Source organism: Paenibacillus sp. ACRRX, from assembly GCF_022346885.1.
Lineage (GTDB): Bacteria > Bacillota > Bacilli > Paenibacillales > Paenibacillaceae > Paenibacillus_B.
Genome location: NZ_JAKRNK010000010.1, coordinates 80,829 through 102,080 on the forward strand (window position 1 = coordinate 80,829; position 21,252 = coordinate 102,080).

The window sequence follows — 21,252 nt, forward strand, 5'->3', positions numbered from 1 at the left end:
TCTAGTTGTAGTGTACAAATGACCATACACGAACGTGTAGCAGCAAAGTCTGCAGTAGAAAGCCATTCCTCAGTGATTGCTTAACGCTCGATATGTACAGCGTGGTTCAGCTTATCCTGCACTTGCGCCCATGTAGGCAGCGCTTCCCAGTCGCCAAATGCCTGCACGACCATCGCACCCATGACATTGCCTAATTGAACTGCCTCCACAATGTCATAACCCCGAACGATTCCTGACAGCAGCCCTGAGCAGAACGCATCACCCGCTCCGACCGTATCCACCACGTGCTGCACAGGTGTATAGGGAACACGGCTCACTTGTGAGCCACGTACGACATAGTTCGTGCCGAGTCCGCCCTTCACAATACAAGTCGCAGATAACTGACCCAAACGATTAAAAATCGCTTGCTCATCCTCAGTGCCGTAGAGCAGTTTCAGTTCATCCAGGCCGGGCAGAAAATAATCCACCTCATCCGCCAGCGGAAGCAATTCCGCCCGTGCCTGCTCAATCGGCCACAATTTCAAGCGCAGGTTCGGGTCAAAGCTTACTTTAACACCTGTGTCCTTGGCGATTCGAACTGCCGCTTGGACCGTGTCAGCACAACTGCTGCTCAGCGCGCACGTAATGCCTGTCACGTGAAGCAGCTTAGCCGAACGAATGTAGTCCTGATCCAAATCATCAGGCTTCATACGGCTTGCAGCCGAATGCTTGCGGTAATAGTATACCGAGGAATGTCCGGCTACCGCCTCACGCATCATGACACCTGTTGCTTCATCCATGCATAATTGAACACGGGACACGTCCACACCTTCTCCGCGTACCGCTTTCATAATATAGCGCCCTAGCGGATCGAGCCCTAGCCGACTAAACCATCCAACGCGGTGGCCAAGCCTTGACAAGCCGATCGCCACATTGCTTTCTGCTCCACCAAAAGACTTCATAACCGTCTGCGCATATTCCAGACCCCGCGTATCTGCGGAACTGAACAATGCCATCGATTCCCCAAACGTAACGACGTCAGGCGTTACGACTTGATCTGACAACGCTTCCATCCCGATGTGCCCTCCCCACAGCCGTTGTTATGCCCTCTAGTTTAAACGTGCTTCCAAATATCGTCAATCCAGATCTTCTACAACATTCTGACAATTTGCTGCTTATCCCCAGTTCTCCTGAACCTCGTTCCTTATATACATAAGGCAAGCGAGAATGCAGTCATCACACTAAATGCAATCTCCGAGATGCCAACCTGCTTAATCGTTACACGCTGATTGGGCATCCATACGGCTCTGAAAAATAGAAGCCCAAAGGGAAGCGCCAGCCATGGCGACAATAACAATCCAACGGTAGCACCTGCCACAATATGTACCGTAACAGACCCTACATAGTAGTTCTTGTTTCCCTTTTCACGTATCATCGTTTTAACATAAAATATAGTCCCCACAAAATAAAGTACACAAGCCGCACACAAACGCCATGCCAAGCTCCATGCTGTACCTCCACCAACTTCAAAAGCTATGATCAGCATCCAGCAAAATTGCAATACGGCAACTGCATCATTTAGAAAGTGACGTTCATTTTTGCGTTTCGCAAACCAGATATGAACCAAATAACACGGCAGCATAACTGCTCCCATCCACCAAATGTCCAAACGGCAGCTTAACAAGATGACGCCGGACACAAGCAGCACAGTGCCCCATACGAGATATGCTCTCTTATACGCTGCATATTTACTAGTCTTTACTCCTTGCAGGAAAGCAAATGAACCACAATAAGCCGAGAACCAGGCTGCAGCAAGCCAGAGATGCGTCCAATTCGGCTTTGCTGCAAGCATCCCCAGTAGGAATGGAATGATCAACATCGCCCATGCACCATGCTGGTTTGGAATGATAGGCATAGAACCCCGTTTGTTTTTCTTTGCTTGTAATGCCATTTCGTCTCCCCTTGCACCATATTTTTCCGATGGATAACTATATATTAATAGAAGTACCCGCTTCTGTCTAAGTGAATAAGGGAACGTTCAAACTTCTGTCAACTGTCATTTGTCAAACTCGCATTTTCTTGTGATGAATATCACAATCCATCACAAGAACATATGCTATCTTTTGGGTAGATAAAATATACCTCAAATGAGGAACGAAAAAATAGAGAAATCCTGCGCGTGGCCTGGGCTCATCATGAGGAGGATACGAACATGTGGGAACGCAAGTTGCAGCATCCCATGCTTAGCAACGCGTCGATAAAGTCCCCTTGGAGTGGAGAGACTTTCGGCTTGAACTTAAGATTCTTGCTTATCGTTACTGTATTTGTAGCTAACGCAATTGAACCTTTAATCCATGCAATGCCTGAAATGAAAGCTTTGTTTCTGTGGATTTTTACGTTCCACATGCCTTTATTTGTAGGTGTTACCGGTTATTTCGCACGGTCCAATTTGTTTAGCGAGAAGGGTAATCGGATTTTGCGGCAGATCGCTTTGCAATATGTAGTGTTTCAATCGATCTACTCGCTATTGGATTATTTGCTGTTCCGTGTGCCTGGTGTTACACACTCCTTCTTTGTCCCTTATTTGCTCTTATGGTTTCTAATCGGACATTTAGTCTGGAGAATAGTACTAAGAGTATTTATTCACAAAGGTGTCAAGCACCCTGTGTTGTGGTCGATTGCACTTGGCGTTTTGGTTGGCTTTATTCCTTTTGGCGGTGCTTGGTTTGCGATTTCTCGAACCTTCGTGTATTTGCCATTTTTCGTTATCGGTTACTCTTGCAGCTTGGAGTCCCTTCGCAAACGTGTGACCATACCTATTCGAATTATTGGAGCCCTTGTTTCTGCTGGACTGCTGGTAGGCTTATACTTATTAGCACCACAGATTGAACCAATTTGGCTCATGAACAATATGACCTTTAATGAACTAGGCTGGATTCATGATGGCTTGTCGGCAATTATGCTTCGATTTGCAATATATTTGATTGAATTTATCGCCTCAATCGCCTTTCTTGCTTGGGTGCCGCAGCGTATTTGCGCCATCACAGACTTGGGCCGACGGACATTGTACGTCTTTCTACTGCATGGCCTAATCGTGAGGTTTGCAGAATATTTTGGCCTTTATCAACATGTCACAAGCGGAATTGCAGTATCTTTGCTCATTATATTTTCGATCGGTTGCACTGTTCTTCTCGCACAGCCTATCGTACGTAATATCGCTCACCCGTTGATCGAACCTAACGGAGAAGCTGTATTCGGCTGGGTACGACGCGACGCTTGGCGTCGGCGCATGAAGCATAGTTAGCTCCCCCGCTAACACTTCACCCTCGATGCGTGACTCAGACGAATGCTTCACATACACCATACGCTTCACTCCTGCACAAGAGGCACAGCACACGCTGTGCCTCTTGTGTCATTTACATTTGAAGTATGCATTCGTAATCAGCGCAACCTTACCGGTACAAGACTCCCGTCGTAATTATTAAATAATCATCTGTAGTTCAATCCTCTCTAGAAATACAGCAGCAACCCTGCGTGAAAAATGTGAGGTTATAGCTATGAGAATTTCTTTCTATTTTACATGTGCAAGTCGCTAGAAAAAGCCCGTTAGTTATGATAGACTCATCATAATATACACAATTCATACGTTAATGCTATGAAGTAGAGAAGTGGAGGAATAACAATGTCAGCCCCTAAGATGCGTTCAGACATGATTAAGAAAGGCTTCGACCGTGCACCACACCGCAGCCTGCTCCGTGCAGCTGGTGTAAAGGAAGAAGACTTTGATAAGCCGTTTATTGCCGTATGCAACTCTTATATCGATATCGTTCCTGGGCATGTCCACCTTCAAGAATTCGGCAAGATCGTTAAAGATGCGATTCGCGAAGCTGGCGGTGTTCCGTTTGAATTTAACACAATCGGTGTAGACGACGGCATCGCCATGGGTCACATTGGCATGCGTTATTCACTTCCAAGCCGTGATATTATTGCAGATTCAGTAGAAACAGTCGTATCTGCGCATTGGTTCGACGGTATGGTCTGCATCCCGAACTGCGACAAGATTACTCCGGGTATGATTATGGGCGCACTGCGCTGCAACATTCCGACTGTATTTGTAAGTGGCGGCCCAATGAAAGCCGGTAAAGACTCCAATGGCCGTTCCATCTCCTTGTCAAGCGTATTTGAAGGGGTGGGCGCTTATCAAGCCGGCAAGATCGATGACAAAGGTCTGCTCGAGCTGGAGCAATATGGATGTCCAACATGTGGCTCTTGTTCCGGCATGTTTACAGCAAATTCGATGAACTGCTTGGCAGAAGCGCTCGGTATCGCACTCCCTGGAAATGGTACCATTTTAGCTGTCTCCGCGGAACGTCGAGAGTTTGTAAAACGTTCTGCAAAACAGTTAATGGAAATCATCAAACTGGACATCAAGCCGCGTGATATCGTCACCCTTGAAGCGATCGACAATGCATTTGCACTAGATATGGCAATGGGTGGGTCCACGAATACAGTGCTGCATACACTAGCAATCGCACATGAAGCAGGCTTTGAATATCCTGTTGCCCGTATCAATGAGGTTGCTTCGCGCGTTCCTCATCTGTCCAAAGTAGCACCAGCATCCGATTATCATATTGAGGATATTCACGAAGCTGGCGGCGTTAGCGCTGTCCTGAATGAGCTGTTTAATAAAGAAGGGGCTCTGCATGGTGATTGTATTACTGTAACAGGCAAGACACTGCGTGAGAACGTAGCTGGCTGTGAGATTCAAAATACGGAAGTAATCCATAGACTCGACAACCCACATTCCGAGCAAGGCGGACTTGCCGTATTGTTTGGTAATTTGGCACCTGAAGGCGCCATTATTAAAGTGGGTGCGGTTGATAAAGCTGTTGGAGGTCGCCACGTAGGTCCTGCAATCTGCTTTGATTCACAAGATGAGGCTCTTGAAGGCATTGCAAATGGCAAGGTTAAAGAAGGTCATGTCGTCGTTATCCGCTACGAAGGTCCTAAAGGTGGCCCAGGCATGCCAGAAATGCTTGCCCCGACATCACAGATTGTCGGCATGGGGCTAGGTGCCAAGGTAGGACTAATTACAGACGGACGCTTCTCCGGCGCGTCTCGCGGCATTAGCATTGGCCATATTTCACCCGAAGCAGCTGAAGGGGGTCCTATCGCCTTTGTTGAGGATGGAGACATCATCGATCTAGACTTGATTAACCGTAAGATTGAGCTGCAAGTATCGGATGAAGTTCTGGAACAACGTAGAGCGAACTGGAAAGGTTTTGAGCCTAAGGTTAAGACTGGTTTGTTGGCCCGCTATTCCAAGCTAGTAACAAACGCCAGCCAAGGCGGTGTGTTAAAGGTATAAGACGGAGTAACGCAGTTCGAGCCAGCTAAATATCGTTCTTCGGCATCATTATCATAATATTATCGTTTGTATATAGAGTGTCCTTGATTACTCCAACCGTGAGTGAATCAAGGGCATTTTTATATTCGTTCTGGTTCAGTCTCCTGTTCAACAGTAGCGCTGCGGCATCTTAATTCGTCTTACAGCCGCTATCCATTATAGGTGTGTAATTGTAATCTAGTCGAGGGATTCTTGTGACAATATACCTTAAAGCTGTAAAAAAACACTCCTCTTCGTCATCAATAACGAAAAGGAGTGTTCATTAATAAGCATTAGTATTAAAATTCACCAGCAAAGTGACAAGCTACGAAATGGTTTGACGCCATTTCCTCATACTTTGGTACCTGCTGCTTGCAGATTTCTTTAGCAAACGGACACCGTGTATGGAACTTACAGCCGCTAGGCGGGTTCGCCGGGCTTGGAATGTCTCCTTGAAGTACAATACGTTCAGACTTACGTGTCGGGTCCGGTACTGGGATTGCAGAGAGCAGCGCCTTCGTATAAGGATGAAGAGGTCTAGCAAACAACTCTTCACGCGGTGCCATCTCTACCATTGAGCCTAAGTACATAACACCAATCCGATTGCATAAGTGCTCAACGACCGACAGGTCATGAGAGATAAACAAATAAGTCAGGTTTTTTTGTTCTTGCAAATCACTCAACAAGTTGATGATCTGTGCCTGAATCGAAACGTCCAACGCAGATACAGGTTCATCAGCCACAATAAACTCTGGATTCATAATAAGTGCACGTGCAATACCAATCCGCTGACGCTGTCCCCCTGAGAATTCATGAGGATAACGATCAATATGATAAGGAGCAAGACCACAAATCGACAATATTTCTTTTACACGATCACGAATTTCATGTTTGGACACAAGACCGTGATCAACAAGAGCCTCGCCGATTGCTGTACCAACGTTAATTCGAGGGTTCAAGGAACTGTAAGGATCCTGGAAAACCAATTGCATCTTAGGTCGCATCGCACGAAGTTCCTTGCGAGATAATTCATGCAGGTCGGTACCTTTGAACTTAACCGTGCCTTCCGTCTTTTCAAGCAGACGTAAGATGGTACGACCAGTGGTCGATTTTCCACAACCAGACTCGCCTACTAACCCAAGGGCTTCCCCTTTGTTCAGCGTAAACGAGATGTCGTCTACTGCACGGACGTGGCCCACTGTACGCTGCATAATACCGCCTTGAATAGGGAAGTATTTCTTAAGATGATTAACTTCTAATAATGGCTCTGTCATTAAGCTTCCCCACCTTTCTCATAAAGCCAACAAGCAGCTTTGTGGCGATTCTCATACGTGTTAAGTGGTGGCTGTTTGTCCACACAGATCGACATGCAGTGTTCGCAGCGATCATTAAAGTAACAGTTGTTTCCTAAAGATACTGGGTTAGGAACTTGACCCGGAATGGTGTACAACCGGGATTGGCGTTGATTAATAATCGGCTTAGCCCGAAGCAAGCCCTGTGTATAAGGATGCTTAGGATTTTTGAACAGCTCATGAACGGGAGCTTCTTCAATCACCTTGCCCGCATACATAACGACTACATGGTCAGCCATTTCCGCTACGACACCCAGGTCATGCGTAATCAGCATAATTGCCGTCTTAAATTCGCTCTTAATATTACGCATCAAGTCAAGAATCTGAGCTTGAATCGTTACATCAAGCGCTGTAGTTGGCTCATCCGCGATCAACAGCTTCGGATCACAGCTTAGTGCAATCGCGATCATGATCCGCTGACGCATACCGCCCGACAATTCATGCGGATAAGAATTGAAGATTTCAGCGGCACGTGGAATGCCTACCAATTCGATCAGCTCGATAGAACGTTTCTTCGCTTCTTTTTTCGACATACCTTTATGAATAATAAGCGGTTCTGAAATTTGTTCACCGATCTTGAACACCGGGTTAAGCGATGTCATCGGCTCTTGGAAAATCATCGCAATCTCATTACCACGAATATTACGCATCTGACGTTCTTTTAATTGCAGTAAGTCTTCACCATTATATAAAATCTGCCCGCCTTCTGTCTTACCTGGAGGCGATACAAGGCGCATGAGGGACATCGCGGTAACACTTTTACCGCAGCCGGACTCGCCGACTACACAAAGTGTTTCCCCTTCTTTAATCGCGAAGCTGACATCATTTACGGCCTTGACCACACCACCACTCGTGTAGAAGTTCGTACGCAGATTACGGAATTCAACTAAGTTGTTAGCCATAACGTCCTCCTACTTCTTCATTTTCGGATCGAGTGCGTCACGCAAGCCGTCACCAATAACGTTTATTGCTATAACCGTCATAAAGATACACACACCAGGTGGAATCCATAACCAAGGTCTTTTCTTAAAGTCTATCAAGTTGTTGGCTGCAGAGATCATATTCCCCCATGATGGTGTAGGTGGCACAACCCCAATACCGAGGTAGCTAAGAACCGACTCCATCAAAATCGCACCGGCAACAGATAATGTCGCTACAACTATTATAATCGGAATTGTATTTGGAATCAGGTGACGGAAAATTTTACGTTTATCACGTAACCCAAGAACTTCTGCTGCCTGCATAAACTCTTGCTCCCGAAGGGTCAGTATTTGTCCCCTTACAAGGCGGGCCAAGCCTGGCCAGCTCATAAATCCGAGCAAGAACATAACTAAATATATCCGTTGGTCTGGCGGAACCTGAATATCCGACAATACAGCTCCAAGTATAATCAGGAGCGGCAAAGCAGGAATAGACAACATAATATCCGCAAACCGCATTATGATCGTATCGACCCACCCGCGGTAATACCCCGCCAATGCTCCAAGTGTACTGCCGATAGCCACCGATACCATCATTGCCACAAGGCCCACTAACAATGAAATCCGACCTGCAAGCATTACACGAAGTAAGATATCGCGTCCTAGCTTATCTGTACCTAACCAATGCGAAGCGGAAGGCCCCTTGTTGCTAGCCCCTGACATCGTCTCCAAAGAATACGGAGAAAAAAACGGACCGATAAAACAAATTAAGAACATCAATATAATAACGATGAGTCCAGACATTGCAGTCTTATTTCTGCGCAGCTGCCGAAATGCTAGCGTCCACGGGGAAGCTGGTTTTGTCTTTGGCATTTCTGCGTTAGTCGATGTTGAATCTACTGCTTGAGCCACTATTCATTCCCCTTTCTATTTCATGCGGACACGCGGGTCAGCAATACGGTACAGCATATCGGACACGAAGTTGCCGACAAGCGTCAACGCTGCCAAGAACATCGTAAAGCCCATCAACAAGAAGTAATCACGTGACTGAAGTGCGGCTAAGTTAATCTTACCAATACCAGGCCAGTTAAATACTTGTTCCGTAATCATCGCACCCGAGAATAGAGCAGGAATCTCCATCCCAAGAAGAGTGATCGCTGGAAGCAACGCGTTTCGAAGCGCATGCTTAAATATTACTGTACTTGGCTTAACACCTTTGGCACGAGCAGTACGAATGTAATCCTGACGTACAACCTCCAGCATGCTTGTCCGGAAGTAACGTGTCAGACCACCAACGCTAAGGGCAGTAAGCACGGAGATAGGCAGCCACATATGCTGAACCAAATCCCATACCTTAGCTAATCCTGTTGCATTGCTACCTGTTGTATACATTCCACCTACTGGCGCCCACTTCATATCAACGGCAAAGAACTTGATCGCTAATAGTCCGATAAAGAAGGAAGGTAAGGACATCAAGGCAAAGACAAGAAACGTAATGATACCATCAAAGAATGAATATTGCCTGATCGCTGAGTACACGCCGACAAATATGGCAATCGTCCAGCTTAGCACGAGTACAATTGCAGCGATAATAAAGGAATTCCACATATAACGATTCATAACCGTTGTTACCGGCTGTTGATGCTGAGTGGACATCCCCAAGTCACCTTGGATCGTATTTTTAGCCCAAATAAAATATCTTTCATGAACCGGCTTATCCAAGCCGAACTTTTCTTTTAGCTCTGCTTTACGCGCGTCTGAAATGGTCTGTTTGGAGTCAATGAAGTTACCTGGCGCCATAGCAAACACACCAAACAATACGATTGATACGCCGATGATCGTCGGAATAATCTGCAAAATGCGCCGTATTGCGTACTGTTTCATAAATATTCCTCCTTGCTTTATATAAACCCAAATGCCCAGCCGCGACAGGGCTGAGCATTAGGTATCCTAACTTGTACCAATTTTATTGAATTTGGATAGTCGCCAAATCGTTAGTAAAGCGACGGTAAGGAGAAATATCGAAACCTTGGATACGGTGGTTAATTGTGTGCAAGTCACGACGTTGGTACACGAACATCATCGGCAGATCTTCGTTAATTTGTTGATAAATTTCTTTAAAGATGCCTTTACGTTCTTCAACGTTTAAAGTAGAGCCTGATTTTTTGAGCAGCTCGTCAACTTTAGGGTTGCTGTAACCTGTTTTGTTTTGGGAACCGCCTGTACGGAACGTTCCTTCGCTATCTTGCGGATCAGGTGTTAAGCCAGCTGCCAAGAACAACATGTCGTAGTTGCCTTTGTTGTACTTGTCGAGCATTGCGTTAAAGTCCATTTGGTCAGCTACAAATTCGATGCCCAAATCTTTGTAGTTCTTTTGAGCGATTGGAATGATCGCTTCGTTTACTACGTTAGGTGTAGTAGCGGAGAAGTTGATTTTGAACTTCTTACCGTCTTTTTCACGGATGCCGTCAGCGCCAACTTTCCAGCCAGCTTCGTCAAGCAACGTTTTTGCTTTATCAAGACTAAATTCATACTTTTCAACTTCGTCTGTGTAAGCCCATGACACTTTAGATTGTGGAATGTTAACCACATCTGCATATCCTTGGTATACAGTGTCAACGATTTGCTTACGATCCAATCCGAAAGTCAATGCCTGACGAACTTTTTTGTCAGCAAATTTAGGGTCTTTATTGTTAAATGCGATATAACCATAACCGTTTGTTGGGTTCAACACGGAATCCAAGAATCCGATGTTTTTGATTTCTTCCATTTGATCTTTGGATACGGAAGGATCATCATAGTCTGTTTCACCTGTTTGCAGCAATTGCATTCTTGTTTCTTCTGTCGTTGTTTTGTAGATCAAGTTTTTGATCTTAGGTGCGCCCATGAAGTAGTTCTCATTGGCTACCAAACGAACTTCTTGACCTGGGAGATACTTGTCAAGCTTGTACGCACCAGCGCCTACAGGTTTCGCGAACAGATCTTTCATTCCGCTCATGTTACCTTGTTTGTAAGCTGCGCCATATACGTGCTTAGGCAAAATACCTGTAGCACCGAATACGTTCAAAGCAAGTACTCTAACTTCTGTATTTGTGAATTCAATTGTCTTCGGATCGATGACTTTGATACCAGCAATCGAAGTCGCTTTGCCTTCTTTATATTCTTTCGCCCCAACCAATGGTGCGTACTGCATAACATCGGATGGACCGTCGTAGTCTTTGTCATACAATGCTGTAATTGTAAACGCTACGTCTTCAGCAGTAACTGGTTTGCCATCGCTGAATTTCGCATCTTTTAATGTAAAAGTAAATGTTTTGTTGTCGTCAGATACTTTATAATCCGCCAAGAATGGTGAGAATGTACCATCCTTATTAATAGTAAGCAACTGAGCAAAAATGGATTCTACAAGGTATACATCATAAGTTGATTCAGCGTACAACGGGTTGAAGATACCAGATGGATCTGTAATACCAAGAATAGCTGTATCCTTACGGTTCACAGCAGCTTCTGGGTTCAAGCTTGCGTCTGGAGCAGGAATAACGCCTTCTGTTACCAATTCGCCTTCGCCTGTTGTTTCTTTTCCGGAATCAGTCGTTTGACCGGAATCAGGAGTCTTGTTGCCCTCAGCAGAATCGCCGCCGCCGCATGCAGTCAATACGAGCGAGAATGCCAGTACAAGGCTCAATACAGTGAGTAATCTTTTCTTCACAACAATTGCCCCCTAATCGCTTTATTTATATTTACTTACAAACATGCATACCTATAATCTCTAACAAGATTAAAGGGATCGTTCGTTTATTACTTATAGAACACTGGTCAAAACGAGATATTCGACAGGTGGGACATAAGTAGGAAACGAATATTTTTCATAATACTACTTTATAATTATGTATTTGTAAATCCCTTTGTCAGCTTTATATTAAAATAAATTCATAATGATTCGATAAGTTTTTTTTATCATCGACAATATTAACATATCCAGATCCAACCAAATTATGATGGCAATATCTAACTTTTCCTTACTTAGACGGACATTTGTCCTCCATACAAGTACATAGTTACAATGTTGTCCTCATTGTATGTGCATATGAAAACTACTCATTCGCTTGCATACTTTTTGCATATCGACATTTAAAAATAAAAACAGCCCCACAATTCCTTTAATTTACAGAATGCAGGACTGTATGAAAATAATTATATAAACTCTTTTCACATAACATGAGGTGCTTTGTTTACTGCATGCTCACCCCGATGAATTCCTGATTCACTCGTTTCATATGCAAAACAATGTCCATATCGGGTCAATAAAGTTTCTTTTGACATAATAATGGTCTTTGGTACTAGTTGATTGGATTGCTGCTTTAATCTACTTTGACCAAGAGGATGAATAACTCTCATCAGTACCCTTAGATATTTCTGCGTAATCCATGAGAACAAGCCTCTTGGCAGTTCTCTTATCGTAAATCCGAATTGTTCAGGTCCACGGTGCATAAAGCTCACTCCATACAGAGCCTTGACCTCGTGACAGAGTTCTTCTCTAGCTTGCAAATACTCCGCAATCTCCGGCAAAGTACGTTCAACATCTCGAATCATATGAATAGCGAGCTGCATCGAACTTCGTGAACGCTTCCCGATGTCGTACAAACGCTTGTTATCAAAGTGAAGTTCCAAAATCATGTCGTCATGGTTCAAAACTACGCCGTCATCCAATTGCAGCGCTTCGCCATGGTAAGGACGTGTTCGGAAATGAAACACAGGACTTTTCTCATTGGTTGTCTTAAGACCAAAGAATATGTGAAACAATTTCTCGTATCCTAACCACAACTTCACAACCATTTGTTTCATCCAAGATGGATTCCTCGTCTTTTCTATATCAGTGGCACGCATTAATTCATCTACGCGTACGCAACGAAGTTCCTTTGCCTTAGCATCTTCTAAGAAGCGTTGCAGTGCAATCAGCATCTCGGCAGGAGCTTCCCGATCCGCTCCAAAAGTCAGTCCACAATCGTGCAGCAGTAGTACTTCTCCACCGCGACAGCGCTTGGACATCCGCTTGTACAGACGTTCTGCCCCCAACTTCTTCCGCCAATCTCCAAATAATACAGACCATAATATAATCTGAATATGGCCGAGGTTACCGAAGTCAAATAAATTAACAATGCCCCATGGGGGGCGATAATAAATGGCGGGTTTCCCTGTGATTGCCTCGATAATATCCGATGTCTTCTTGATGTGACGTTTTACCGTTGCGGGTCGCATCAGCCAATTGGTCTTATGAATATAATTATGAATACCGATAAGATGCCCTTCATCATGCATACGCTTAATGAGCTCGGGTTGCTGCTCTGCATGGATACCAACGACAAAAAAAGTGGCTTTCGCCTGGTATTCCTTCAGCAGATCGAGTAACTTTGCCGTATACACGGGATCAGGACCATCGTCAAAAGTGAGAGCTAAATCTCGATCCGACTTCCCTTTCTGAAATACACGGAATCCAAAAAGACGGCTGAACACGCCTGGGAGAAACGCATAAAACGTCAGGATATAAAATGTCCATAACAATAAGACTTCCATCCGTATTTCCCCGTTTCGTGATAACGTTTTGTTTATTTATATTGTAACATATCCCCCAAAAGAATAGGCATATGATTTCGATATCGTGTACAATGATGAATAAACTGTGCCTGTCTTTTACAGAAAATTCCCATAAGGAAAAGGAGTCACCCACTATGCTCGCCTTTTATCGCAAATACTGGCGCACTGCTTTTGACATCGGGCTTATTGTGCTAACAGTATACTTGATCATGCTCGCCTTCAGTAATCTGTACGCCATTGCGGCTCCCATCTTTCTCGCTTTTGTAATCTATTTGATCATTGAGCCGTTTGCAGCTTTTCTACATCGGCGCGGAATGAAGAAATCGATTGCATCTGCTCTATCGGTTATGTTATTTGTCCTTGTTATTCTAGGGACAATGCTCGGAGCCGGAATTATATTTACACAGCAGATCAGCGACCTGATCGGTCAATTGCCTAAGTACCGCGACATGATTATTAAAGAGTCAGGCAAGTTGATCATTTTCCTACAACATAAATATGAATCATTGCCACCAGATGTGAGTGCGCGTATAAGTACCTATATATCCGACTTTGCCAAGACGGGTGAAGAATGGGCAACTTCATTCTTAAGCTGGGTTGTCCGCCATGTTGCGTCGTTGTCTACATTTATTGTTAATTTCGGCATTGCTATCGTGCTTGCCTACTTCCTCAGTACCGAAATCGACTCATGGAAACGTTTGGCTAGTGATAAGACACCTCGAACGTTTAAAGAAGCTTTTAATTTTTTAAAGGACAATGTGTTTCACGGGATCGGCAGCTACCTTAAATCACAGTTCAAGTTGATCTCGATCTCGTTCTGCACGATTTTTATTTCATTAATTCTGCTGAATGTCAGCAATGCATTCTCCATTTCCCTGTTATCGGCATTCTTTGATATCTTGCCTATACTTGGTGTGCCTGTCATATTTGTACCTTGGATCGTCTACTTGTTTGTGATTGGCAACACGTCACTTGCGATCTGGCTCACAGTAGTCTTAGGCATCGTTCTGCTGACGCGTCAAATTCTAGAGCCTAAGATCACAGGAGATTCATTGGGTGTCTCGGCCTTTACGATGCTGTCGTTTATGATTATTTCCTTATCTTTGTTTGGCGTAGCTGGTTTAATTTTGTCACCAGTGCTGTTGATTTTAATCAAAGCTTTGATGGATCAAGGATACTTAACACGCTGGATCCGCTTTCCAGCCGAAGAAATTCAAACACACCCATTAGCCCCAACAGTTGATGAGGATAAATCCTGATCTGCACAAAGGCGTATTCTGATATGTAGACAAACTTAAAGGGCGATTACCTCTCACAAGTAAATCGCCCTTTATTTCTCTTTTCTCGCGAGTTCGTCCATAATATCGCCAAAAATTTGAGTTGCACGATGCCCTTCCTGCTTTTTCTCTCCGATAGATACAACTGCAACAGCAAATTTAGGATTATCTGCTGGCCCATACCCTACAAACCATGAATTCAATTCATTCAGCCCGTATGCAGTTGCCTGCGCCGTCCCACTTTTCCCAGCCAGTACCCAACTGTGTTGCTGCAGAGCTTTTCCTGTTCCAGTTGCAACCGTCTGTTTCATCCATTGCAGCAGCCTATAGGCTGTTGAGGATTGAATGGTTCGTTCCAGCCGCGCTTCACTCGCAAAAGATACAAGCGCACTGCCCTTGGCATCTTCAACCCGCTCCACGAGGCGGGGATGCCCGTATATCCCACCTTTCAGCAAGGTGACCATCATGTTAGCGGCAGCCAACGGCGTTATTCTAACATCACGCTGACCGATTCCTGTCTGCGCCCGAATGCCGCCATCTGTCTTATATACACCTCCCGCTTGTTTCACAAATACGCGACCAGGCTGCTCACCTTCAAATTGCTTCAACGGTTCGTGTCCCAAGACGTCACTCGACCGCATTCCAACGGGGTCTATCAAGCCTAGCTTCTCTGCATATCGTTGAATCTGTTTGCCTTGTAATCTTTCGCCTAATTCGGCAAAGACAACGTTGCACGAATCTGCAACAGCTTCCGCCAGCGTAAGTGTGCCATGCCCCTCATGTTTCCAGCATGACAGCCCGTATTTAGGATAAGTACCATCACAATGAAATTGTTCATGCAGATCCGTTATACCTTCTTCAAGTGCTGCTGCCGCTACGACAAGTTTGAACACAGAACCTGGTGAAATGGCCTGGATCGCTTGATTGTTCCATTGCTCTCCTGCGGGATATATATGGTTTGGATCATAACTGGGCAAGGACACCATTGCCACTACATCTCGCGTCTTAACATCAAGCACCACTGCCGCGCCTTTTGTGATTCCTCGCTGCAGCATGATGTTCTGTATGGATCGCTGAAGCCCCATCTCGACTGTTGTCACCACTTGCAACGGATAGTAAGGATTGCTTGGTTTGCGGACCCTTATATCCAGTCCATGCAGCGGCCTGCTTGCAGCATCCATATAATGGACGTACGTTACAGGTCCGAGACCAGCTAGCAGCGGCTCTAACGATCGTTCGAGACCAGCCGTGCCCTTCCGCTTTACATAGTCCCATGCAGGTTGCGAACCTTTAGTAAATGTTGCTCCACTTGGACGCGCTGCTTCGCTTGTATATCCTATCCAATGCGGTGTTTGCTCATGCCAAGGATAGGGCTCTACGTAAGGAAGAACACGCACTCCGTTCCAATTTTGTCGGGTAATCATTTTTTGTTCCTCTGCGCTTATTGGATAGGGGTGTTTGGTGTCTTTAGGATCTTTCCATATAATAGGTTCAGTTGTATTCGACCACCGTTCAGCAAAATCTGATTCTTCTATTTTTAACATTTGGGCAAGCGTATGTACTGCACCTATGGACAAAGACTCTGCCTTGAGCGGGAACAAGATTAGTGCATGTGTAGGGCGCCCCGTAATTATCACCCCATTACGGTCTACAATGCGCCCTCTGCCATCATCAAGCACTATTCCCCTCTCACGCTGAATAACAGACTGGGTCATAAGAGTATGTGGGTCATGTGGTAGTGGCCTATTGGGACCGATAAATTGCAGCCAAGCTAATCGCAGACTATAAAGAAGTAATACGCCAGAAATCAGCAGGGTGACCACACTGATTCGTTTCCATCTCTGTGATTCTGCCTTAAGCCGCATATCTATCACATCCCTGCTCTATTATTGGAAACAATTACTCACTTAGTAGTATCGTCGCCTTGATTCGCTTTTAATCATCTTTATGTTAATCATCTAGACTCGCCCCCACCATTTGCAGGATAAAAATCTACTGCGCTCCAACAAAAAAAGCACTCCCCACATGGAGGAATGCTTTTACCAGATTATTATATTTATTAATAGTAAATATATCGTCTCATGATTCCATCGTAAACTGATCCAATTGCCGCTTCAATTGATCGGACACCTGCTCCAGCTCAGTTGAAAGATCCACCAGTCTTGCAGAGACGGTCATCTGCTCATTGCTTAACGATGCCACCTCTTCTGAGGTTGCAGATGCTTCTTCCGCTACTGCACTTACATTAGACATCGCTTCTGTCAGCACACGCTGGGATTCATCCAGTTCATTCACGCCGGCAGTTGCATAATCGAGCTTCGTAAATAACTGAACCATCTGATCCTCCACTGTATGGAAAATATGGTCTGCTTCCTTCACGGCTTCTAATTGCTCCTTAAATATTGGATATGCATCACCAAGCATCACCACAGTCTCATTCACTTCCTTCTGGATGCTCTCCAGAATCTGTCCGACCACCTCTATCGACTGTTTAGATTGGTCCGCGAGACTGCGTATTTCGTCTGCTACCACCATAAAGCCCTTACCTGCCGCACCGGCACGCGCCGCTTCAATGGCTGCATTTAGTGACAGGATGTTCGTCTGTTTGGTCATTTGTGTTAACAACTCAAGAATTTTACGGACCGAGAGTGTGCTTTCCTTCAACGCATCCACTTTAGAAACAAGCGAGCGAATCATCGTCTCGGTCGTCCCCGTCTTATGGTTAAGTTCAACCATATAGTGTGTACCGCGTTGGCTCGCGGCTTGAACCTCTGTTGCGGCAGAATACATATCCACGTTCATTTCAATAACGTTCAACATTTTCTGTGAAGTACTCTCTGTCCAATGGTTGCTGCGCTCAGCTTCAACTGCTAGGCTTGTCGCGCCGTTCGCAATCTCTTCGGTTGCAACTGCGATCTCCTTCGCCGAGCTCGCAGTCAAGCGCGAGGCTTCCCCTAAACGCGAAGCTGTGACCAACACTGCTTGTGCAGATTCTTCTGTACGCTGCACAAGCTCCGAAATACGTGACATCATTGTATTAAAACTGATCGATAATTGTCCGATCTCGTCCTTTGAGCGATGAGTCATCTGAAGGCCCAACTTACCCTGAGCCCCTTCTTCCATCAGATCACGCAGCTGTTGCAGCGGCTTGCCAATACGCCTCATTACGTACCAACCCAGTAATAGGGCCACAATGATTGCAATAACGATTGAGATTATCGTCACATTACGAATAGAGGCCGTACCCTTAAGCAGTTCCCCCATAGGTGTAAATCCATTTATCGTCCACCCCGTAACAGAGGAGACATAATAGGTGCCAAGCTGCTCTTCCCCTGAGGTGTTAGACACAATCCGGTAATCAACCTTCTTGTCTCCCGCGACATCTAGACGAAGTTGCGGCTCTTGACCGATTAACTTGAGATCGTTAGCAAGAACAACTTTTCCTGCCCTATCCACAATCTGAGCAAATCCTCCACTACCATTATCCCATTTCAACTGTTCTTGCAAAGTCTGTACATATACTTCCATGACCATCACATACATGGACTGACTCGTATTAATATTCTTAACCACTCTGGTCAGTGCATATGTTTCTTTCGGACTTTGGCCAGATAATCCGCGCTCAGACGACGGAATCCAGTTGACGTTGCCTGCGAGTTTAAGAGTTGCATCAAACCATGGCTTGTTGCGTTCATCTGCCATTGCTGTAGTGGATACACCTGAAGAATAGATCGTAGCATGTTCCTTATCAATTGGAATCAAATAAATACCAAATAATGCATTGTTCGCAAAAACGTAAGAACGCAGCTTATTTTCGATTTCTTTCGAGATTTGAAATAATTCATACTGATTACTCTCTTTGGTGTTATACGCTTCTGTTAGCAATTTCTGCGTATCCTGGTCAAATAAAATCTGATTGGTTAACTCCATGTTGTTCTGGAATACGAGATCCAACTTTTCCCCTGCTTGCTGCACCGTTTGAACTTGAGATAAGGATACCTGCTCTTGAATCGTTGCTTGCGAGCGGTCATAGGAGAATCCCCCAATTCCCCCTACAAGAACCGTTATACTGACGAGGAACAGTGCAAATAACTTCATTCCCACCGAATGGAACGGACTTCTTGCAGCTTGCGCTGGCGGTTGCTGCGGGACACCGTTAGATGGAGTTACAGTTGTCTCTTTTCTCTTTCTCCAATTCATTGCCACACACCACCCTATATGTATAAATATTTAAAAACTTATGTCATTAGGCCTAGGTATATAGTTCGACAAACCTTATTTTAAATCCTTTTATACGCTTATACTTTCTTTTCAGCAATTAAAAATCATATTTTGGAAAAAGGTATGACTTTATACTAAAAACCCCTCGCCTATAAGGCAAGGGGAAAAACATCTATACGATGTGCAAATATCTATGCTACGTTGGTCAGCGCTGACTTCTTTGTTTATCTGTTTTTCTTACGCATCATGTCAAAATAATGAACAGGCTGTTCCACTTTCATGCGAATAAGCTGCAATGGATGTCTGGCTGCATCAAGCTCGTTGCCATCCGTATCCCAGATATGTCCCACCGTCTGTTTAAAGAAAGTTCCGTTAGGACCAAAAAATTCAATCTCTGCCCCTGGCTTAAAATGATTGCGCTGCTGAATGGTAGCCATTCCAGTATCGGCATCATAATCAACTACTAATCCAGCAAAATCATACGGTGCAGCCTTTTCTTCTGGTTCGTAAATATGGTCTTCATGATCCGGTTCTTCATAGAAAAATCCTGTATTGACAGGCCGGTTTGCTGCCTTGTTCATTTCATCAATCCACTCAGGCTTCAATTGATAATGATCAGGGTCTGCCATATACGAATCAATCGCTTGTCTGTACACATTTACAACAGTAGCCACGTAATGAATAGACTTCATGCGACCTTCTACCTTGAAGCTGTCCACCCCTACGTCAACCAAATCCGGAAGATGCCCAATCATACATAAATCTTTCGAGCTCATTGTAAATTGGTTCTGTTCTTCCTGGAACAACGGAAGTTGCGTAACTCCTAGCTTAAATGGCTGCAAGGCAGGCTCCTGAGCTGCCTCCTCTTCACTGACTAACTGTGTCAGGTCAGGTCGATCATCCTCGAACAGATCATACTTCCAACGGCAGGACTGACAGCATCCGCCTCGATTCGAGTCACGGTCCGTGAAGTGGTTAGACAGTGTACAGCGGCCTGAATACGACGAACACATCGCACCATGAATAAAGGCTTCGATCTCGACATCTACGTGCGCCTTCATCTCTGCGATCTCGTCCATACTCGTCTCACGTGCCAGCACGACACGTGGCGCGCCTTCTTCTTTCCAGAACTGCACTGTCTGCCAGTTCGCAATTGATTGCTGCGTACTGACGTGAACTTCAAGGAGCGGGGCGACACGCTGTGCTGTCTCAATGATGACAGGGTCCGCTACGATAATCGCAGCAATACCGGCTTCTTGCAGTTGAAGCAAGTAAGCTTCAATACCTTCGATATCTTCATTATGAGCATAGATGTTCGTGGCTACGAATACTTTAGCTCCATATTTTTTAGCAAATTCTACGCCTTCACGCATTTCCTCAAACGTAAAGTTATCTGCATTTGAACGCAGGCCATATTTCTGGCCGCCGATATATACGGCATCTGCTCCGTAGTGAACCGCAAATTTCAGTTTTTCCAAGTTACCGGCGGGTGCGAGCAGCTCAGGCTTGTCAAGACGATTTCGTTTGCCGTTATATTTACGTATTCTAGTGTTGGTTGTGGTTGTCATCTGCTTCACGCCCCCCTCTTAATACATCTGTTCTTTATAGAAAAAGCCAAACGACAGCTCCCGCTCAGGATCTTGTACAAGACGAATACGCTCCATCCATTCTGGACGGAACTCATATCCTGTTGGGTCTGCCGCGTATGCATCAATTGCTTCGCGGTACACACGAATGACCTCTTCATTGTAAGCAGCCGATTTAAATAAGCCTTCGATTTTGAAGCTGTCCAGTCCTGCATCCAACAGCAGCTTCAGATCCTCAAGGATGCACATATCATCAGAACTCATAATATGAGTCCCGTTCTCATCCTCATAGACAGGGAATTTCTCCTCCTGACGCTCTTGCTCAATAAGGAACAATTTACGATCCCGTCCAACTTTTGCTGTCTCTTCTTCCTGACCGATATGGCGTAAATAGTGCTGAACAAGATGGCGTTTCGAATGATAAATATTGGTCATGCCGTGCACCTGAACTTCTACTTCCATGTCTGGAAGATACCGTTTCATTTCCTGCACTTGTTCCATATTCAGTTCGCGAGCCAATACGATACGGCTGGAACCACGTTTTTGCCAATAACGGGCCGTCGCATAATTCGTAGATGTCATCTCTGCATTCCAGTGCAGCCTTAAGCTTGGTGCTGAGCTCCTTATCGTCATCAATACGGCAGGATCACCATAAATAACCGCATCAACTCCAATACGTTCAATGGCTGTCAGGTATGCGGGAAGGTCTTTTAAGGCATCATTATGCAAAATATTGTTCACAGCAACGTACAATTTGGCATGATACTTACGTACGATTGGCATAGCCAATTCAATATCAGCAAGTGTCATCTGACCTGGCATACGCATGCCATATATCGATTCACCAACAATAACCGCCGTTGCGCCAGCCTTAAGAAATCGTTCAACTTCCTCCAGCGAGCCTGCAGTTATCAGCAGTTCAGGTTTTGTTGTCAT

At 45.0% G+C, this 21,252-nt stretch carries 15 protein-coding genes; 3 read left to right on the forward strand and 12 right to left on the reverse strand.

The genetic code is table 11. The features are described 5' to 3' along the window. Nucleotides 1-80 precede the first annotated feature (80 nt). Together MH117_RS23030 and MH117_RS23035 are read right to left on the reverse strand one after the other, a co-directional pair. Complete coding sequence (locus MH117_RS23030) at nucleotides 81-1,052, reverse strand: sugar kinase (protein ID WP_239332913.1); 972 nt, start codon at nucleotides 1,050-1,052, stop codon at nucleotides 81-83. A gap of 131 nt (nucleotides 1,053-1,183) precedes the next feature. Further along, a complete protein-coding gene (locus MH117_RS23035; RefSeq protein WP_239332915.1) occupies nucleotides 1,184-1,930 on the reverse strand; it encodes a YwiC-like family protein in 747 nt (248 codons plus the stop codon). 261 nt (nucleotides 1,931-2,191) lie between these two features. Between MH117_RS23035 and MH117_RS23040 the strand changes: the two genes are divergently transcribed. After that, complete coding sequence (locus MH117_RS23040; protein ID WP_239332917.1) at nucleotides 2,192-3,283, forward strand: acyltransferase family protein; 1,092 nt, start codon at nucleotides 2,192-2,194, stop codon at nucleotides 3,281-3,283. Nucleotides 3,284-3,661: 378 nt separating this feature from the next. After that, a complete protein-coding gene (gene ilvD, locus MH117_RS23045) occupies nucleotides 3,662-5,347 on the forward strand; it encodes a dihydroxy-acid dehydratase (protein WP_239332919.1) in 1,686 nt (561 codons plus the stop codon). Between the two features lie 317 nt (nucleotides 5,348-5,664). Here ilvD and MH117_RS23050 read toward each other — a convergent pair whose 3' ends face one another. The 6 genes from MH117_RS23050 to MH117_RS23075 form a co-directional block, all read right to left on the reverse strand. Continuing rightward, nucleotides 5,665-6,639: an ABC transporter ATP-binding protein gene (locus tag MH117_RS23050; protein WP_239332921.1), complete on the reverse strand. Its 975-nt coding sequence runs from the start codon at nucleotides 6,637-6,639 to the stop codon at nucleotides 5,665-5,667. After that, entirely contained in the window at nucleotides 6,639-7,619 is a 981-nt protein-coding gene (locus MH117_RS23055; protein WP_239332923.1) for an ABC transporter ATP-binding protein, read from the reverse strand. Before MH117_RS23055 ends, MH117_RS23050 begins: the two co-directional genes overlap by 1 nt. A gap of 9 nt (nucleotides 7,620-7,628) precedes the next feature. After that, complete coding sequence (opp4C, locus tag MH117_RS23060; RefSeq protein ID WP_239333095.1) at nucleotides 7,629-8,510, reverse strand: oligopeptide ABC transporter permease; 882 nt, start codon at nucleotides 8,508-8,510, stop codon at nucleotides 7,629-7,631. Nucleotides 8,511-8,564: 54 nt separating this feature from the next. Beyond that, a complete protein-coding gene (locus MH117_RS23065) occupies nucleotides 8,565-9,521 on the reverse strand; it encodes an ABC transporter permease (protein ID WP_239332925.1) in 957 nt (318 codons plus the stop codon). Between the two features lie 82 nt (nucleotides 9,522-9,603). Further along, nucleotides 9,604-11,346, reverse strand: a complete 1,743-nt coding sequence (locus MH117_RS23070) for an ABC transporter substrate-binding protein (protein WP_239332927.1) — start codon at nucleotides 11,344-11,346, stop codon at nucleotides 9,604-9,606. Nucleotides 11,347-11,846: 500 nt separating this feature from the next. Then, a complete protein-coding gene (locus tag MH117_RS23075) occupies nucleotides 11,847-13,211 on the reverse strand; it encodes a polysaccharide deacetylase family protein (protein ID WP_239332929.1) in 1,365 nt (454 codons plus the stop codon). Nucleotides 13,212-13,366: 155 nt separating this feature from the next. Here MH117_RS23075 and ytvI point away from each other — a divergent pair, with 155 nt between their 5' ends. Beyond that, nucleotides 13,367-14,491 (forward strand): sporulation integral membrane protein YtvI, encoded by a 1,125-nt coding sequence (ytvI, locus tag MH117_RS23080; RefSeq protein WP_239332931.1) that lies wholly within the window; start codon nucleotides 13,367-13,369, stop codon nucleotides 14,489-14,491. 71 nt (nucleotides 14,492-14,562) lie between these two features. On the opposite strand, the gene MH117_RS23085 is transcribed toward ytvI, so the two are convergent. The 4 genes from MH117_RS23085 to MH117_RS23100 form a co-directional block, all read right to left on the reverse strand. After that, nucleotides 14,563-16,374, reverse strand: coding sequence for a peptidoglycan D,D-transpeptidase FtsI family protein (locus MH117_RS23085; protein WP_239332933.1), 1,812 nt, complete (start codon nucleotides 16,372-16,374; stop codon nucleotides 14,563-14,565). 214 nt (nucleotides 16,375-16,588) lie between these two features. Then, nucleotides 16,589-18,709 carry a methyl-accepting chemotaxis protein gene (locus MH117_RS23090; protein ID WP_239332935.1) on the reverse strand — a complete coding sequence of 707 codons (2,121 nt, stop codon included), beginning with the start codon at nucleotides 18,707-18,709 and terminating at the stop codon, nucleotides 16,589-16,591. 245 nt (nucleotides 18,710-18,954) lie between these two features. Next, on the reverse strand, nucleotides 18,955-20,298 hold the full coding sequence (locus tag MH117_RS23095) for a peptidase U32 family protein (protein ID WP_239332937.1): 1,344 nt from the start codon (nucleotides 20,296-20,298) through the stop codon (nucleotides 18,955-18,957). 18 nt (nucleotides 20,299-20,316) lie between these two features. Continuing rightward, nucleotides 20,317-21,252 carry a peptidase U32 family protein gene (locus tag MH117_RS23100; protein WP_239333097.1) on the reverse strand — a complete coding sequence of 312 codons (936 nt, stop codon included), beginning with the start codon at nucleotides 21,250-21,252 and terminating at the stop codon, nucleotides 20,317-20,319.

Coding starts and splice junctions, on each gene's coding strand:
- MH117_RS23030 (WP_239332913.1), bottom strand. CDS start 1,052: ATGGAAGCGTTGTCAGATCAAGTCGTAACGCCTGACGTCGTTACGTTT.
- MH117_RS23035 (WP_239332915.1), bottom strand. CDS start 1,930: ATGGCATTACAAGCAAAGAAAAACAAACGGGGTTCTATGCCTATCATT.
- MH117_RS23040 (WP_239332917.1), top strand. CDS start 2,192: ATGTGGGAACGCAAGTTGCAGCATCCCATGCTTAGCAACGCGTCGATA.
- ilvD (WP_239332919.1), top strand. CDS start 3,662: ATGTCAGCCCCTAAGATGCGTTCAGACATGATTAAGAAAGGCTTCGAC.
- MH117_RS23050 (WP_239332921.1), bottom strand. CDS start 6,639: ATGACAGAGCCATTATTAGAAGTTAATCATCTTAAGAAATACTTCCCT.
- MH117_RS23055 (WP_239332923.1), bottom strand. CDS start 7,619: ATGGCTAACAACTTAGTTGAATTCCGTAATCTGCGTACGAACTTCTAC.
- opp4C (WP_239333095.1), bottom strand. CDS start 8,510: ATGCCAAAGACAAAACCAGCTTCCCCGTGGACGCTAGCATTTCGGCAG.
- MH117_RS23065 (WP_239332925.1), bottom strand. CDS start 9,521: ATGAAACAGTACGCAATACGGCGCATTTTGCAGATTATTCCGACGATC.
- MH117_RS23075 (WP_239332929.1), bottom strand. CDS start 13,211: ATGGAAGTCTTATTGTTATGGACATTTTATATCCTGACGTTTTATGCG.
- ytvI (WP_239332931.1), top strand. CDS start 13,367: ATGCTCGCCTTTTATCGCAAATACTGGCGCACTGCTTTTGACATCGGG.
- MH117_RS23085 (WP_239332933.1), bottom strand. CDS start 16,374: ATGCGGCTTAAGGCAGAATCACAGAGATGGAAACGAATCAGTGTGGTC.
- MH117_RS23090 (WP_239332935.1), bottom strand. CDS start 18,709: ATGAATTGGAGAAAGAGAAAAGAGACAACTGTAACTCCATCTAACGGT.
- MH117_RS23095 (WP_239332937.1), bottom strand. CDS start 20,298: ATGACAACCACAACCAACACTAGAATACGTAAATATAACGGCAAACGA.
- MH117_RS23100 (WP_239333097.1), bottom strand. CDS start 21,252: ATGACAACAAAACCTGAACTGCTGATAACTGCAGGCTCGCTGGAGGAA.